General features: G+C 66.1%; 12 protein-coding genes. 3 read left to right on the top strand and 9 right to left on the bottom strand.

The window, feature by feature from the left end; all coding sequences use genetic code 11:
* Nucleotides 1–3: 3 nt before the first annotated feature.
* The 7 genes from WKW80_RS29780 to xdhA form a co-directional block, all read right to left on the bottom strand.
* Nucleotides 4–1,179 carry a BMP family ABC transporter substrate-binding protein gene (locus WKW80_RS29780; RefSeq protein ID WP_340367207.1) on the bottom strand — a complete coding sequence of 392 codons (1,176 nt, stop codon included), beginning with the start codon at nt 1,177–1,179 and terminating at the stop codon, nt 4–6.
* Nucleotides 1,180–1,234: 55 nt separating this feature from the next.
* Complete coding sequence (locus WKW80_RS29775; protein ID WP_340367206.1) at nt 1,235–2,155, bottom strand: ABC transporter permease; 921 nt, start codon at nt 2,153–2,155, stop codon at nt 1,235–1,237.
* Between the two features lie 2 nt (nt 2,156–2,157).
* Nucleotides 2,158–3,312 (bottom strand): ABC transporter permease, encoded by a 1,155-nt coding sequence (locus WKW80_RS29770; protein WP_340367205.1) that lies wholly within the window; start codon nt 3,310–3,312, stop codon nt 2,158–2,160.
* Nucleotides 3,299–4,834, bottom strand: a complete 1,536-nt coding sequence (locus WKW80_RS29765) for an ABC transporter ATP-binding protein (protein WP_340367204.1) — start codon at nt 4,832–4,834, stop codon at nt 3,299–3,301. Before WKW80_RS29765 ends, WKW80_RS29770 begins: the two co-directional genes overlap by 14 nt.
* 105 nt (nt 4,835–4,939) lie before the next feature.
* Complete coding sequence (locus WKW80_RS29760; RefSeq protein WP_340367203.1) at nt 4,940–5,899, bottom strand: LysR family transcriptional regulator; 960 nt, start codon at nt 5,897–5,899, stop codon at nt 4,940–4,942.
* A 10-nt stretch (nt 5,900–5,909) separates the two neighbouring features.
* Entirely contained in the window at nt 5,910–8,333 is a 2,424-nt protein-coding gene (xdhB, locus tag WKW80_RS29755) for a xanthine dehydrogenase molybdopterin binding subunit (RefSeq protein ID WP_340367202.1), read from the bottom strand.
* Nucleotides 8,334–8,335: 2 nt separating this feature from the next.
* Nucleotides 8,336–9,904 (bottom strand): xanthine dehydrogenase small subunit, encoded by a 1,569-nt coding sequence (xdhA, locus tag WKW80_RS29750; RefSeq protein ID WP_340367201.1) that lies wholly within the window; start codon nt 9,902–9,904, stop codon nt 8,336–8,338.
* 306 nt (nt 9,905–10,210) lie between these two features.
* Between xdhA and WKW80_RS29745 the strand changes: the two genes are divergently transcribed.
* The 3 genes from WKW80_RS29745 (at nt 10,211) to WKW80_RS29735 (ending at nt 13,452) form a co-directional block, all read left to right on the top strand.
* Nucleotides 10,211–11,128: an aldo/keto reductase gene (locus WKW80_RS29745; protein WP_340367251.1), complete on the top strand. Its 918-nt coding sequence runs from the start codon at nt 10,211–10,213 to the stop codon at nt 11,126–11,128.
* A 274-nt stretch (nt 11,129–11,402) separates the two neighbouring features.
* On the top strand, nt 11,403–12,341 hold the full coding sequence (locus tag WKW80_RS29740; protein WP_340367200.1) for a bestrophin family protein: 939 nt from the start codon (nt 11,403–11,405) through the stop codon (nt 12,339–12,341).
* A 247-nt stretch (nt 12,342–12,588) separates the two neighbouring features.
* Nucleotides 12,589–13,452, top strand: coding sequence for an alpha/beta hydrolase (locus WKW80_RS29735; protein ID WP_340367199.1), 864 nt, complete (start codon nt 12,589–12,591; stop codon nt 13,450–13,452).
* 50 nt (nt 13,453–13,502) lie between these two features.
* On the opposite strand, the gene WKW80_RS29730 is transcribed toward WKW80_RS29735, so the two are convergent.
* The gene (locus tag WKW80_RS29730; protein WP_340367198.1) at nt 13,503–14,876 is read right to left on the bottom strand and encodes a class II 3-deoxy-7-phosphoheptulonate synthase; all 1,374 of its coding nucleotides are present in this window, start codon (nt 14,874–14,876) and stop codon (nt 13,503–13,505) included.
* Between the two features lie 46 nt (nt 14,877–14,922).
* The gene (gene phhA / locus WKW80_RS29725) at nt 14,923–15,840 is read right to left on the bottom strand and encodes a phenylalanine 4-monooxygenase (protein ID WP_340367197.1); all 918 of its coding nucleotides are present in this window, start codon (nt 15,838–15,840) and stop codon (nt 14,923–14,925) included.
* Nucleotides 15,841–15,961: the final 121 nt, after the last annotated feature.

Genomic DNA, 15,961 nt, shown 5'->3' with positions numbered 1-15,961 from the left:
AGCTTACTTCTTGTCGCCCGGAACCTTGCCGTCCACGCCCTTGACGTAGAAGTTCACGCCCGACAGGAACTTGTCGTCGGCCACAGCGCCGGCGGCGATCAGTTCCTTGCCGTCGTTGCCGACGATCGGGCCCTTCCAGATCTGGAAGCTGCCGTCCTTCAGGCCCTTCTTGGCCTCGTCGACCTTGGCCTTGACCTCGGCGGGCACGTCTTCGGCAATTGACACGATGTCGATCGCGCCCTCCTTCACGCCCCACCAGCTCTGGCCGGTCGTCCACTTGCCGTCCAGCACGTCCTGCGTCGCCTTGATGTAGTACGGCGTCCAGTTGATGACGGCGGAAGCCAGGTGGGCCTTCGGGCCGTAGGCGGTCATGTCCGAATCCCAGCCGAAGGCGCGCTTGCCCTTTTCCTGTGCGGTCTTGAGCACGGCCGGCGAGTCGGTGTTCTGGAACAGCACGTCGGCGCCGCCGTTGATCAGTGCGGTGGCGGCCTCGGTTTCCTTCGGCGGGCTGAACCATTCGTTGACCCACACCACCTTGGTCGTGATCTTCGGATTGACCGACTGCGCACCCATGGTGAAGCTGTTGATGTTGCGCAGCACTTCGGGAATCGGCACCGATCCGACCACGCCGAGCTGGTTGCTCTTGGTCATGCCGCCCGCAATGATGCCGGCCATGTAGGCGCCTTCGTAGGTGCGGCTGTCGTAGGTGCGCATGTTCGGCGCGGTCTTGTAGCCGGTGGCGTGCTCGAACTTCACGTCGGGGAAGTCCGGCGCGATCTTGAGCATGGGCTCCATGTAGCCGAACGTGGTGCCGAAGATCAGCTTGGCGCCCGAGCCGGCCATTTCGCGGAACACGCGCTCGGCGTCGGCCGATTCGGGCACGCTCTCGACGAACGTCGTCTTGATCTTGTCGCCGAACTCCTTTTCCACCGCCTTGCGGGCGTTGTCGTGCGCGAAGGTCCAGCCGCCGTCGCCGACGGGGCCCACGTAGGCAAAGGCGATGTTCAGCGGACCTGCGGCCGCGGCTGGCGCAGGCGCCGCGGCGGTGGGTGCCGGAGCGGCGGGGGCGGCCGGCGCCGCAGCTTCTTCCTTCTTGCCACAACCCACCAGTGCGGCCGAAGCCACGGCGGTCAGGGCGGCCAACTTGAGCAGGGAGCGCTTGTTCATCAGATCAGTCATTGTTGGAAATCCTCAAAGGGACGGGTTGGCAAACACAGAAAGTCACAAAGGCGGATTATGAGCCGGGGTAGAACGGTTTCCCGATCGATGCCGGCATGTTCACACGGATGAACGCCGGGTTGCGGGAAATCAGCGCCAGCACCACGATGGTCGCGACGTACGGCATCATGTTCAGGAACTGGCTGGGAACGTCCACGCCCACGCTTTGCAGGTGGAAGCCCAGCATCGTGACCCCGCCGAACAGGTAGGCGCCAAGCAACACCCGTGCCGGCCGCCAGGTCGCGAAGGTGGTGAGCGCCAACGCGATCCAACCCTTGCCCGCCACCATGTTCTCGACCCACAAGCCGGTGTAGATCACCGACAGATACGCGCCCGCCAGGCCGCACAGTGCGCCGCCTGCGATCACGGCCAGCAGGCGGATGCGGCGTACCGGGTAGCCCAGCGCATGCGCCGAATCGGGCGATTCGCCGACCGAGCGCAGCACCAGCCCGGAGCGCGTCCGGTACAGGAACCAGATCAGGGCGAAAGTCAGGAACACGGCGAAATAGACGATCGGGTGGTGCCGGAACAGCGCCGGCCCGACCAGAGGAATGTCCCCCAGGAGCGGCAGCGGGTACTGCACGCTCTCAGGCAGCTTGGCCTGCACGTAGTCCTTGCCGGCAAAGGCCGAGAAGCCCACTCCGAACAGGCTCAGCGCCAGCCCGGTCGCGTACTGGTTGGTGTTGAGCCAGATGACCAGCAGGCCGAACAAGCCCGACAGGAAGGCGCCCACCGCCATGCCGGCCAGGAAGCCGATCCAGGTGCTGCCGGTCTGCACGGTGGTGGCAAAGCCGGCGATGGCAGCGCAGAGCATCACGCCCTCGGCGCCGAGGTTGACGATGCCGGCCTTCTCATTGATGAGCAGGCCGAGCGAGGCGATGGCCAGCACGGTGCCGGCGCTGAGCATCGAGCCCAGCAGGAGTGCGTAGGAGTCCATGTTCAGAGCGCTCCTTCAGTGGCGCGTGCGACGGGTTGTGCAGTGATGGGGGTGCTGGCCTGCAGCGAGGCCGTACCGGTGGAGAGAGGCGCCGGCTTCGGTGCCGCCTTGCGCCGGACGCGATACGCGATGAGCGTGTCGCAAGCCAGCAGCGTGAACAGCAGCAAGCCCTGGAACACGCCGGTCAGCGACTTCGGCAAGCCGAGGCGCGATTGCGCCAGCTCGCCGCCGATGTAGAACATGCTCATCAGGATGGCCGAGAACACCATCCCGACCGGATGCAAGCGCCCGACGAAGGCCACGATGATGGCCGCGAAGCCGTAGCCCACCGGCAGGTAGGGCGTGAGCTGGCCGATCGGGCCTGCGACTTCGAGCGCACCCGCGAGGCCCGCTGCGGCGCCCGAGGTCAGCAAGGCAATCCACACCGCGCGCCGGGCCGAGAAACCCGCGTAGCGCGAAGCCGCCGGCGCCAGGCCGCCGACCTGCTGGGCAAACCCGGCCCGCGTGCGGAACAGGAAGACCCACAGCGCCGCGACGCCCACCAGCGCGATCACCAGGCCGATGCTCACGCGCGAGCCCTTCATGAGGCGCGGTATCTGCGTGATCACGTCGAACGGCTTGCTCTGCGGGAAGTTGAAGCCCGCCGGATCCTTCAACGGCCCGGCGACGACATAGCCCAGCACCAGGATCGCGATGTAGACCATCATCAGTGTCACGAGGATCTCGTTGGCGTTGAACTTGTCGCGCAGCACGGCCGCGATCGCCGCCCAGGCCATGCCGCCCGCGATGCCCGCCGCAATGATGGCCGGAACGATCCAGGGGCCGGTGCTCTTGTCGGCCAGCACCGCCACGAATGACGAGCAGATCGCGCCGATCACGAATTGGCCTTCGGCGCCGATGTTCCACACGTTCGAGCGGAAGCACACGGCCAGGCCCAGCGCAATGATCAGCAGCGGCGTCGCCTTGACCATCAACTCGCCGAGCGCGTAGCCGTTCTTGATCGGCTCGTAGAAGAACACCAGCAGGCCCTTGACCGGGTCCTTGCCGAGCGCGGCGAACAGCGCCATGCCGATCAGCACCGTGATCAGCAGCGCCAGGATCGGCGAGCCATAGCTCCAGAATTTGGAGAGCTGCGGACGGGCTTCAAGCTTGAACATGTGCGGCCTCCCTTGTTGCGGCGGCACCATGCCAGAGTCCGCTCATCCATTCACCGATCTGCGGCACGGTGGCCGCGGCCCGATCGACCGAGGGCGACAACTGCCCCTTGGCGATCACATACAGCCGGTCGCTGATCTCGAACAACTCGTCGAGTTCTTCGCTGACCACCAGCACCGCGCAGCCCGCGTCGCGCAACGCGAGGATCTCGGCGCGAATCAGCGCCGCGGCACCCACGTCCACGCCCCAGGTCGGCTGCGCGACGATGAAGAGCTTGGGGTTCGCATCGATCTCGCGCCCGACGATGAACTTCTGCAGGTTGCCGCCCGAGAGCGATCGTGCCGCCGAGCCCGGGCCGCCGGCCTTGACGTTGAATCGCTTGATGATGTCGGCCGCATGGCCCTGCAATGCGCCGGTGCGGATCCAGCCGCTCTTGCTGATCGCGTTGTCGCGAGTCAGCAGCATGTTGTGGGCGAGGCTCAGCGTCGGCACCGCGCCACGGCCCAGGCGCTCTTCGGGCACGAAGTGCATGCCGAGCCTGCGCCGCCCGCGCGGTCGCATTCGCGCCGCGGCCTGGCCGAACATCTCGATCATGCCGGCCTCGGCGCGCGTGTCTTCGCCGGAGAGCGCATAGAGCAGCTCTTTCTGCCCGTTACCCGAGACGCCGGCAATGCCGACGACCTCGCCCGCGCGCACATCCATGTTCACGCCGTCGAGGTCGACGCCGAACTGGTCTTCGCGCGCCAGCGTAAGCCCCTTGACGCGCAGCGCCACCGCGCCGACCTTGACCTGGCGATGCTGCAGCGGCGGCGGCTCGGCGCCGATCATCAGGCGCGACAGCGACTCGTTGCTTTCCTGCTGCGGGTTGCAAACACCCGTGACCTTGCCGCCGCGAAGCACGGTGCAGGCGCTGCACAGTTCGCGGATTTCATGCAGCTTGTGGCTGATGTAGAGGATGCTGCAGCCCTCGGCGGACAACTGCTTCAGCACCACGAACAGCTTCTGCACGGCCTGCGGCGTGAGCACCGAGGTCGGCTCGTCGAGGATCAGCAGCTTGGGGTTGGTGAGCAGCGCCCGGATGATTTCGACGCGCTGCATCTCGCCGACGGACAAGGTGTGCACCGGCCGCGACGGGTCCATGTCGAGCCCGTATTCGCTCGCCTTGGCCTCGACGCGGCGCGCCACCTCGGCCAGCGCCAGACTCTTGTCGAGCCCGAGCCAGACGTTCTCGGCCACGGTGAGCGTGTCGAACAGGCTGAAGTGCTGGAACACCATGCTGATGCCCAACGCCCTCGCCTCTTGCGGGTTGCGGATATTGACCGGCTGGCCGTTGAAGCTGACGGTGCCTTCATCCGGCTTCACCGAGCCGTAGATGATCTTCATCAGCGTCGATTTGCCGGCGCCGTTCTCGCCGAGAACGGCATGCGTTTCGCCGGGTTGGACCACGAGCGAAACATCGCTGTTCGCAACCACGGCCGGATAGCGCTTGGTGATGTGCGCAAGTTGGAGTCTGTAGGGTGTCATGACCTGTAATCGTTGTCATTTCATTCAGGAACAGTCGCTGAAGTCCGTCCGGCTGACGACGCCAGTCGCTGTCCTTTTTTATCACCCCCTACTTGTTGCCGGGCTTCAAGCCTTCTGTTTGAACGCGCTCCTCGTACTTGATCGCAGCGATGCGGCCACGTTCTTGCTGCGCTCTCGCAGCCATTGCGCGGAGCTCGACGAATGCGTTCGCTCGTGCCAGAGCTGGTAATACATCAATTGCGGCAGCGCGACCGGGCATTCCAGGATGCGCACCGGCAGCCGGTCGACGAGGCGCTCGCAGTACTGTCGCCCCGTGGTCAGCACGAGCAGGCTCGACGCAACAATGTCGCCGATGAGGCTGAAATGCGCGCAGCGCGCGGTGATGTTGCGCTGCAGGTTCAACTCGTCCAGCATCTGGTCGATGACGCCGCGTGCGCCGGGATGGGTGGGCATCGGCGCGATGTGCTCGGCCGACAGCCAGGTCCGTGCGTCCCAGCCGCGCCGCACCGCGGGATGGTCGGTGCTGACCAGCGACACCACCTCGTCGCCGAACAACCGGGCCATGTGCAGCTCTTCCGGCGGCTTGAGCCAGTTGCCGATCACCAGGTCGACATGGCCCAGCGACAGGTGGGCGAGGTAGTCGGAGTCTGGCGACAGCGGATGGATCTCCATCTTGCACAGCGGCGCCTGGCTCTTGACCTGCGCCACCAGCATCGGCAGGAAGAGCGGATCGAGGTAGTCGCTGGCGGCGATGCGGAAGGTGGTCTTCGCGGTCTGCGGGTCGAAGCCGCGCGCGTCGCTGAACAACACTTCGGCCGCGCGAAGGATGCTGGCGCTGGGTTCGATCATGCGCAGGCCGGCGTCGGTGGGTACCATGCCCGTGCCGGAGCGCACCAGCAACGGGTCGCCCGAGAGATCGCGCAGGCGCTTGAGCGCGGCAGAGACTGCCGGCTGGTACATGCCCAGCCGGATGGCCGCACGCGACACACTTCTGTCCGTCAAGACCGTGTACAGCACCCGTATGAGATGCAGGTCGATCTTGTCGAAAAGGGCGTTGTCTCTCATGACGCCTCGATCAGGCAGCCGACTGGACAGCGGTGATGGCGTCGAGAATGGCCTCGCTGGTGGCGGGCGCGCGCAGCGGCGGATCGCTCTTGTGGTCGCCGACCGCCGACACCGCATCGCGGATGGCGAAGAACACCGAGAACGGCAGCAGCAGCGGGGGCTCGCCGACAGCCTTGCTGCGGTGGATCGAGTCCATGAAGTTGTCGCCTTCGAAAAGCTGCACGTTGAACACCGGCGGGCAATCGTTGGCCGTCGGGATCTTGTAGGTGCTTGGCGCATGCGTGGTGAGCTTGCCGCTTTGCGGGTGCCACACCAGCTCTTCCGTCGTGAGCCAGCCCATGCCCTGGATGAACGCGCCCTCGACCTGGCCGATATCGACAGCCGGATTGAGCGAGCGGCCCGCGTCGTGCAGGATGTCGGCACGCAGCAGCTTCCATTCGCCGGTGAGCGTGTCGATGATGACCTCGCTGACCGCTGCGCCGTAGGCGAAGTAGAAGAACGGGTTGCCCTTCATATTCTCGCGGTCCCAGCTCAGGCCCGGCGTCGCATAGAAGCCGTCGGACCAGAGCTGCACGCGGTCGATGTAAGCCTCGCCGACGAGCGTGGCGAAATCGATCGTGCGGCCGTTGACTTCGACCTTGTCGTTGGCGAAGCGCACGGCGGAGGCCTCGCCGCCATGGCGTGCAGCGGCACAGGCCGCGAGGCGTTCACGGATCTGGCGCGCGGCGTCCTGGGCAGCCTTGCCGTTGAGGTCGGCGCCGGTCGATGCCGCGGTGGCCGAGGTGTTGGCGACCTTGGTCGTGTCGGTGGCGGTGGCGCGCACGCATTCGAAGCTCACGCCGAGTTCATGCGCCACGACCTGCGCCACCTTGGTGTTCAGGCCCTGACCCATTTCGGTGCCGCCATGGTTCACCAGGATGGAGCCGTCGGTGTACACGTGGACGAGTGCGCCGGCCTGGTTGAAGTGCTTGACGTTGAACGAGATGCCGAACTTCAGCGGCGCCAGCGCAATGCCGCGCTTGAGCACCGGGCTCGTCGCGTTGAACGCGGCCACCGCTGCGCGGCGCGCGCGGTAGTCGCTGCTGTCTTCCAGTTGGGTGACCAGCTTGTCGATGATGTTGTCGGTCACCACCTGTTCGTACGGCGTGACGTTGCGCTCGGTCTTGCCGTAGAAGTTGGTGCGGCGCACGTCGAGCGGATCGCGCCCGAGCGCGCGGCCCACCGAGTCCATGATGTTCTCGATGGCGATGGCGCCCTGCGGACCGCCGAAGCCGCGGAACGCCGTGTTGCTCTGCGTGTTGGTCTTGCCCGAATAGCCGTGCATCGACACATCCGGCAGCCAGTACGCGTTGTCGAAGTGGCAGAGCGCGCGGGTCATCACCGGACCCGACAGGTCGGCCGAATGGCCGGCGCGCGACACCATCGTGACCTCGGCGCCGAGGATGTGGCCCTCGTCGTCGTAGCCGACTTCGTATTCGTACCAGAAGCAGTGGCGCCGGCCGGTGATGAGGAAGTCGTCGTCGCGGTCCAGCCGCAGTTTGACCGGGCGCTTCAACTGATTGGCGGCGATCGCGGCCACGCAGGCGAACAGGCCCGACTGTGATTCCTTTCCGCCGAAGCCGCCGCCCATGCGCCGGCATTCGACATGCACCTCGTTGGCATGGAGATGCAGCGCATGCGCCACCAGGTGCTGCATTTCGCTCGGATGCTGGGTCGAGCAATACACGTGCATTGCGCCGCCTTCCTTGGGGATAGCGTAGCTGATCTGCCCTTCCAGGTAGAACTGTTCCTGGCCACCCACGTCGAAGGTTCCCTTGAGCCGGTGCGGCGCCTTGGCAATGGCGGCTTGCGCGCCACCTTCGTTGGTCGAGCGCACAAGATGCATGGGCGGCAACACGTACTGGCCCTTTTCATGGGCCTGGCGCGGCGTCAGCACCGGCGGCTCGGTCTCGATCGTGAGAACGCTCTTTGCCTTGGCGGCGGCGCGGCGGGCGACGTCGCGCGTTTCGGCAATTACCGCAAAAACGGGCTGGCCGAGGTGGCGAATGTCGCCGGCGCAAAGAATCGGATCGTCGTGAACGATCGAGCCGCAATCGTTGGTGCCGGGAATGTCTTGCGCGGACAGCACTGCCACCACGCCGGGGATGGCTCGGATCGCGTCCAGATCCATGCCCACCAGCCGGCCGTTGGCCACCGGCGAAAGGCCCAGCGCGCAATGCAGCGTGCCGGCCAGTTCGGGGATGTCGTCGATGTAGGTGGCCTCGCCGGCAACGTGCAACTGCGCCGATTCGTGCGGCCGGCTGATGCCGACGCGGGCACCGTCGCCATGGGCCTTGGCTTCCGCGGCAACGTCGATGCGTGCTTCCGCGTTCTTGAGGTAGTCCGCGAAAGCCTCCGCGGTCTGCAGCAGGCGAGCGTCGATGGGCTTGTTCATTTTCAGACTCCTTCGGCAACGACGTGCGGCATCACGCTCCAGACGCTGGTGGCTTCCAGCGGCAAGGCGTCGGCGGCGCGGGTTTCGAGCCAGAGACGCTGAATGAGATTCTGCGCCACCTGCAGCCGATAAGCGGCCGATGCACGCATGTCCGACAGCGGTTTGAAGTCTTGCGCCAGTGCGAGCTTGGCCGCGTTCACGCTGGCCTGCGTAAAGGGCTTGCCGACCAGGGCCGCCTCGGCGCCCGCCGCGCGCTTGACCGTCGCGGCCATGCCGCCGTAGGCCAGGCGCACCTCCCGGACCACGTCGCCGTCGAGCTCGATCGAGAAGCCCGCGCACAGCGCCGAAATGTCGCAGTCGAAGCGCTTGCTGATCTTGTAGGCGCGCACGCGCCGCTTCGCGACCGACAGCGGCACCGACACCGCCTGGACGAACTCGCCGGGCTCAAGCTTGTTCTTCATGTAGTCGACATAGAAGTCGACCAGCGGCATGCGCCGCACCCTTGCGCCCCGCCGCAGTTCGATTTGCGCGTCGAGCGCCATCAGCACCGGCGGCGAGTCGCCGATGGGCGAACCGTTGGCGACGTTGCCGCCCATGGTGCCGGCATTGCGGATGGGCGGCGAGGCAAAGCGGAGCCAGACGTCGGTCAGGCCTTCGAAGCGCTGCGCCAGCGCGCGCCATGCGTCTTCGAGCGACGCGCCGGCGCCGATGTAGAGCTCGCCGTTGCGCTCGTCGACGACCTTCATTTCGGCCAAATCGCCGACATAGATGATGTCGCCGAGATCGCGGAACAGCTTGTTGACCCACAAGCCGATGTCGGTCGAACCCGCAAGCACCTGCGCCGCAGGCATCTTCTCGCGCAGCGCGGCCAGTTCGGCCAGCGTCTTCGGCGCGTGGAAGCGGTCCGTGCGCCCGCCCGCGGTGGCGCTGTATTCGAAGGTGCCTTCGCGCTGCAGGGCGGTCAGCGCCTGCCTTACCGGCTTGGTGTCGAGACGCACGGCCGGCAGGTCGAACATGCGCTGGCCCGCATCGAGGATCGGCCGGTAGCCGGTGCAGCGGCAGAGATTGCCCGACAGCTCGTCGGCCAATTGCTGGCGCGTGGGCTGGGTCCCGGCGGTCTGGTGGTGTTCGTACGTCGACCAGAGCGACATCACGAAGCCCGGAGTGCAGAAGCCGCATTGCGAGCCGTGGCACTCGACCAGCGCCTGCTGCACCGGATGCAGGCACTGGACCGCATGCTTGCCGTGCTGCGCGGTGTCGACCGCCTTGCCGCACTGGCGCTTCAGGTCTTCCACGGTGAACAGCGCCTTGCCGTGCAGGGTCGGCAGGAACTGGATGCAGGCGTTGACCGTTTGCAACTGCAGCCCATCGACGGCGCCGGCCGCTCCGGGCGCGGCCAACTCGCCGATCACCACGGTGCAGGCCCCGCAATCGCCCTCGTTGCAGCCCTCCTTGGTGCCTGTGCAGCGCGCGTCTTCGCGCAACCAGTCGAGTACCGTGCGGGTGGGATGGACGCCAGAGACGTCGACAACGCGCCCCTGATGGAAAAAACGGATGGGTTGGGTGCTCATGCTCGTGGGTGCCTGCAAGAAAGACGCCGCAATTGCGGACCATTGCTCTAAGTTAGTACTTCCGGCGCCTAACGGAATACGAGTGAGGCGATATGGAACATCCGCTGTCCGATATGTCACCGGCTGCGATCCATTCTGCACCTCCGGGATTCATGGGTACATAGGGCTGCGCCCCCGGAACGGCCAGCGCGCAAGCGTATGCAAAAGCGCACGCCCACGGGCACTGGAAATCCTGGGCTTGATCATCCTGATCGCTTTCCCGATCATTGCGCCATGGCTGCCGACATGCATGGGCCGGACCAGGGCCTGACCCGCGCGCAATTGTTGCGATGGGGCGTATGCGCGTCCGCGTGTGCTGCCTTACCCTTCCCCGCTGCCGCACAAATGCCGGCACCGGCAACGCGCATGAACACCCGCTCCATTCCCTCGACGAACGAAGCCCTGCCCGTCATCGGCTGCGGCACCTGGCTCGGCTTCGACCATTCGCCGGGCACCGCCGAATACGCGCGATTGCCCGGCGTGCTCGACGCGCTGTTCGACGCGGGCGGCCGCGTCATCGACAGTTCGCCGATGTATGGCCGCGCCGAAGCCAACACGGGCGACCTGCTCGCCGCTGCGAAGAGCCGTGACAAGGCGTTCCTGGCCACGAAGGTGTGGACCAGCGGACGCGAGGCCGGCATCGCGCAGATGGAGCAATCCTTCGCGCGGCTGAAGACGCAGCGAATGGACCTCATGCAGGTGCACAACCTGGTCGATTGGCGCACACAACTGGCGACGCTGCGCGACTGGAAGGCACGGGGCCGCGTGCGCTACCTCGGCATCACGCACTACACCGCGTCGGCCTATGCGGAAGTCGAGTCGGTGCTGCGTGCCGAGAAGCTCGACTTCCTGCAGATCAACTATTCGCTGGACGAGCGCACCGCGGAGAAACGCCTGCTGCCGCTCGCGGCCGAGCGCGGCGTGGCCGTGATCGTGAACATGCCTTTCGGCGGCGGTGGACTGCTGCGCCGGCTGCGCGACAAGCCGCTGCCCGCATGGGCCGCGGAGATCGGTTGCACCAGTTGGGCACAAGTCCTCCTCAAGTTCGTCCTGAGTCATCCGGCGGTGACCTGCACGATCCCGGGCACCAGCCGCCCGGAGCACATGGCCGAGAACGCCAAGGCTGGGGCCGGCGCGGCGCCCGATGCGGCGTTCTGGCGGGCTCGCGCATCGGAAGTGCTCTAGGTTTCTTCCGTCTTGCAAACGTTCGTACGATGCCCGAGTGCGATGGCGTCGAATCCCCGGCACGGAGGCAGGCCTGCGACGGACTCCATGCCACCGCATTCGATGAATGCGAGTGGCGCCGCCTTCGAAGTTGAGCGCAATGTCGTAGCTCGCGGACTTGTCTCCATTCTTCCGCGCGAGAATTCCCGTCTCCGCGAAGAAAATCAGTGTTGGGGCAAGCCTGCGGCTCCCCTCTTCAATTGCCGCATCGCCCGGCCTCACCCTGGATGACCGAATGATCGTCTTGCAACGCCCTCACGGTATTCGACTGTTCTTCGTCCTCAAGGGGTCGGTGCTGCAGAGCATTGCGCCGGCCATCCTGACGTGTACGGCCATCGCGCTGGCCGTGACGCTTTCGCGAGGCGTCCTGTTCAACTGGAAGGTCACGCTGTCGGCGGTGCCGTTCTCGCTCATCGGGCTGGCCTTGTCGATCTTCCTGGGCTTTCGCAACAGTGCGGCGTTCGACCGGTATTGGGAGGCGCGAAAACTGTGGGGCGACCTGGTGCATCGATCGCGCAGCTTCGCGAGGCAAGTGCAGAGCCTCTTCCATCGCGATGCGCCCGCCACGCCGGCCGACCCGCACGATGTCCGCGCGGCGCTGATCCGCCGGACCATTGCCTTTGCGCATGCGCTGCGCCATCAGCTTCGGCGAAGCGATGCGGGCGCCGACGTCGCGCCGCTCCTTTCATCGACCGAAGCGCGGGAGTTTGCCGAGGCCCGGCTTGGCACCCACTACCTGCTCGGACGCATCGGCGCCGATGTGGGTGCAGCCATGCGCGCCGGCGAACTCGACCCCGTCATCGCCGCGCACATGGACGACATGCTCTCCGCAATGGCAGCCGTCGCCGCGGGATGCGAGCGGATCAAGACGACGCCCATCCCCTTCGTGTACACGCTGCTCCTGCACCGCACGGCGACGCTGTTCTGTCTGCTGCTGCCGTTCGGCCTGGTGGACCTGATCGGGTACATGACACCCGTCATGGTCGCCTTCGTGTCCTACACGTTCTTCGGACTGGCCGCGGTCGGGGACGAAATCGAGGATCCCTTCGGCATCGAGCCCAATCACCTGCCGCTGGAAACCATCTGCCGGACGATCGAGATCGATCTGCTCGAGGCACTTGGCGAAAAGACCCTGCCTGCGCCGCTGGCACCCGTGAACTTCCGGCTGAGCTGAAGGGAGCGACTCGGGGCCGGCACGCGCGACACCTGCGCGTCCCTCGCGCCTGGCAAGCGCCGATGCAATCAGCGGACGATGCGAAGGCACAGGCGTGCAGATTCTGGCTAGCCTGCCCGCGTACCCCGTGTTTAGACTGCCGCTGCACTGAACTGTACTGAACCATGGCTGGAGCCATGGTGTTGCACGACCCCGTTTCAATCCAGCGCCGAAGCGCGCTCCAACCGCGAGATACAAAGCCGTGTGGATGCCCCCTCTCTACCGTGACTTCACCAGCCACGCCCAGATCGACGAACAGTACGGCACGCAGCGATGGGTTGCCGACCCGGCCGCCGAGGCCCGCCATTTCGTCGAACGCAGCGCGCTCGCCCGAGCACGACTGCGCTGCACGCTCGACGTGCCCTTCGGCCCCACCGTCGATGAAACGCTCGACATCTTCCACGCCGACAAGGCCGGCTCGCCTGTTTTCGTGTTCATCCACGGCGGCTACTGGCGCGCCAACACGTCCAAGGAGTTCAGTTGCGTCGCGCTCGGCTTGCAGGACCTGGGTTTCACCACGGTCGTGGTGAACTACTCGCTATGCCCGAAAGTCAGCATCGACGAGATCACCCGCCAGACGCGCGCCGCGGTGGCATGGGTTGCGCGCAACATCGAGAGCCACGGCGGCGACCCGCGCCGGATTGCGCTCGGCGGCCATTCGGCAGGCGGCCACCTGGTCGCGATGTGCCTGCAAACGGAATGGGCAGAGGAATACGGCCTGGCGCGCGACCCGCTCGCCGCGGCGGTGCTCGTGAGCGGCATCTATGACCTGCAGCCGCTGCGCTACAGCTACCTGCAACCCCAGATCCAACTCGACGACGGCGTCATCCGGCGGAATTCGCCGCTGTTTACCGTGCGATCCTGCGCGACGCCGGCGCTGATCACCTGGGGCGGCGCGGAGTCGGATGAGTTCGCGCGCCAATCGGACAGCTTCCATACGGCATGGCAAGGCGCCGGCAACCGCTCGGAACTGGCACCCCAAGCCGGGGCGCACCACTTTTCCGCCATTCACGGTTTCGAGCATCCGTCCAGCCAGCTTTGCCAATGGCTGGCTCGCACGCTGAGCGACTAGAGCGTGTTGGCGCTATGCAACGGGATCGCGTTGCATGGCGTCAGCAGGCCCTAGCCTCGTCGCCGCGCCTTCAGCATCTCCGCCAACAGGAAGGCCAGTTCCAGGCTCTGCGAGCCGTTGAGCCGCGGGTCGCAGGCGCTCAGGTAGCGCGCCTGCAGACCGGCCTCGGTCAGTCCTTGAGCACCGCCGGTGCATTCGGTGACGTCTTGCCCGGTCATCTCGAAATGCACGCCGCCCGCATAGCTGCCCGCCGCCGCGTGCACTGCAAAGAAGCTGCGCGCTTCCGCAAGGATGCGCGGGAAGTCGCGCGTCTTGTAGCCGGCCGACGTCGTCACCGTGTTGCCGTGCATCGGGTCGCAGCACCACACCACCCTGCGCTGTTCGCGCTGCACCACTTCGATCAGCGCCGGCAGGCGCTCGGCCAGCAGATCGGCGCCCATGCGCGTGATGAGCACCATACGGCCCTCGGCGTTGTCGGGGTTCAGAGCGTCGAGCAGGCGCAAGAGGTCGTCGGGCCTTGCGTTCGGCCCGAGCTTGCAGCCGATCGGGTTGTCGATGCCGCGCAAGTACTCGACGTGCGCACCGTCGATCGCGCGCGTGCGCTCGCCCAGCCACAGCATGTGGGCCGAGCCGCCGTACCAGCGGCCCGTGGCATCGTCCTGGCGCGTCAGCGCCTCTTCGTAGTGCAGGTGCAGGGCCTCGTGCGAGGTGAAGAATTCCACCTCCTTCAACTGCGGCGTGCTGCGCGCATCGAAGCCACAGGCCTCCATGAAATCGAGCGCTTCGGTGATGCTCTGGGCCACCGCCTCGAAACGCTCGCCCTGCGGGCTGCTGCGCACGAAATCAGACGTCCAGCGGTGCACCTCGTGCAGGTCGGCAAAGCCCCCCTGGGCCATTGCGCGCAACAGGTTCAGCGTGGCTGCCGAATTCGAATATGCGCGCAGCAGGCGCTGCGGATCGGGCATGCGCGATGCGGCCGAGAACTCGGCACCGTTGACGATGTCGCCCCGGTACGAGGGCAGGCTCACGCCGCCTTCGGTCTCGACGTCGGACGAACGTGGCTTGGCGAACTGGCCCGCGATGCGGCCGACCTTGACCACCGGGCACGAGGCCGCGAAGGTCAGCAGCACCGCCATCTGCAGGATCACGCGGAACGAGTCGCGCACAGTGCCGGCACTCAGGTCGTCGAAGCTCTCCGCGCAATCGCCGCCCTGCAGCAGGAAGGCGTTGCCGCGCGAGACTTGGACCAGCCGCTCGCGCAGCGTCGCGGCCTCGCCGCCGAAGATCAACGGCGGCCAGACGGATAGTTGCCGGCCAGCGCCTTCGAGCGCGACAGGGTCGGGGTAGTTCGGCATCTGGGCCGCCGGAAACCGGCGCCAGCTGGCCGGGGACCAGGCATGGGGGATTCGAGCAATGTCCGTCATCGTTCCGCGCCTCCGCGAGTGAGGACCAACGATAACGCGACTGGACTCAGGCGTGCACCACCGCGCGCTTGGCGTCGTGATAACGGCCGGTGCCGCGGCTCACCAGGGTGTCGGACGGCAGCAGCGTGCCCGGTTCGAAATCGGGGAGGTTGGCGATGCGGTCGTAGATTGGCGCGAAGTCGATCTTCGCCAGTTCGAGCAGCCGGTCGAGGCTATCGATCACGAAGTAGCTCTCCTGGAAATCGTCGATCCGGTAGTTGGTGCGCATCACGCGCTCCAGTTCGAAGTCGATGCGGTTGGGCGACGGGTCGTCCAGCGAAAACACCGTCTCGGTGTACGACGACGCAATGCCCGCGCCATAGATGCGCAAGCCATCCTTCTGCTTCAGCAAGCCGAACTCGACCGTGTACCAGTAGACGCGCGCCAGCTTGTCGAGCACGCCCAGCCTCTGCGCGCGCAGGCCGCCTTCTCCGTAGGCCTGGATGTAGTCCGCGATGGCCGGGTTCATGAGCATCGGCACGTGGCCGAAGACATCGTGGAACACATCGGGTTCCTCGAGGTAGTCCAGCTCGTGCGGCTTGCGGATGAAGTGGCCGGCCGGGAAGCGCCGGTGCGCCAGGTGCTCGAAGAACACTTCGTCGGGCACCAGGCCCGGCACAGCCACCACCTGCCAACCGGTACGCTTCATGAGCACGTCGCTCAACTGCTCGAAGTTCGGAATCTGGCCGGGGCCGATCGGCAGGTTCTTCATGCCATCCACGAACTCATCGCAGGCACGACCCGGCAGCAGTTTGGACTGGCGCTCGAACAGCGTCTTCCAGACCGCGTGTTCGGCCGGGGTGTACTTGTCCCAGCCTTGGTCGATGGTCCAGTCGGGACGCTCGGGCTGGGCCGCATCGCCTGCGGCCAGGCCGTGCTTGCCCTTCAGGTTGTCGCTCGTGTGCTCTTTGAGGTGCTTCAGCATTTCAGTTTTCCACTACGCAATCGCGTGACCCGCACGCATGAGCCCGGGACGAGCACTGCGAAGTCTGTTCGTGGGCACCCGCGGAACCGGCTTTGCCGGGCCGCTGGTATCGCCCCCTCGA

The organism is Variovorax humicola, from assembly GCF_037889915.1.
GTDB lineage: Bacteria > Pseudomonadota > Gammaproteobacteria > Burkholderiales > Burkholderiaceae_C > Variovorax > Variovorax humicola.
The sequence above is the reverse complement of the archived record's forward strand: the minus strand, read 5'-3'. Positions and strand labels throughout refer to the sequence as shown.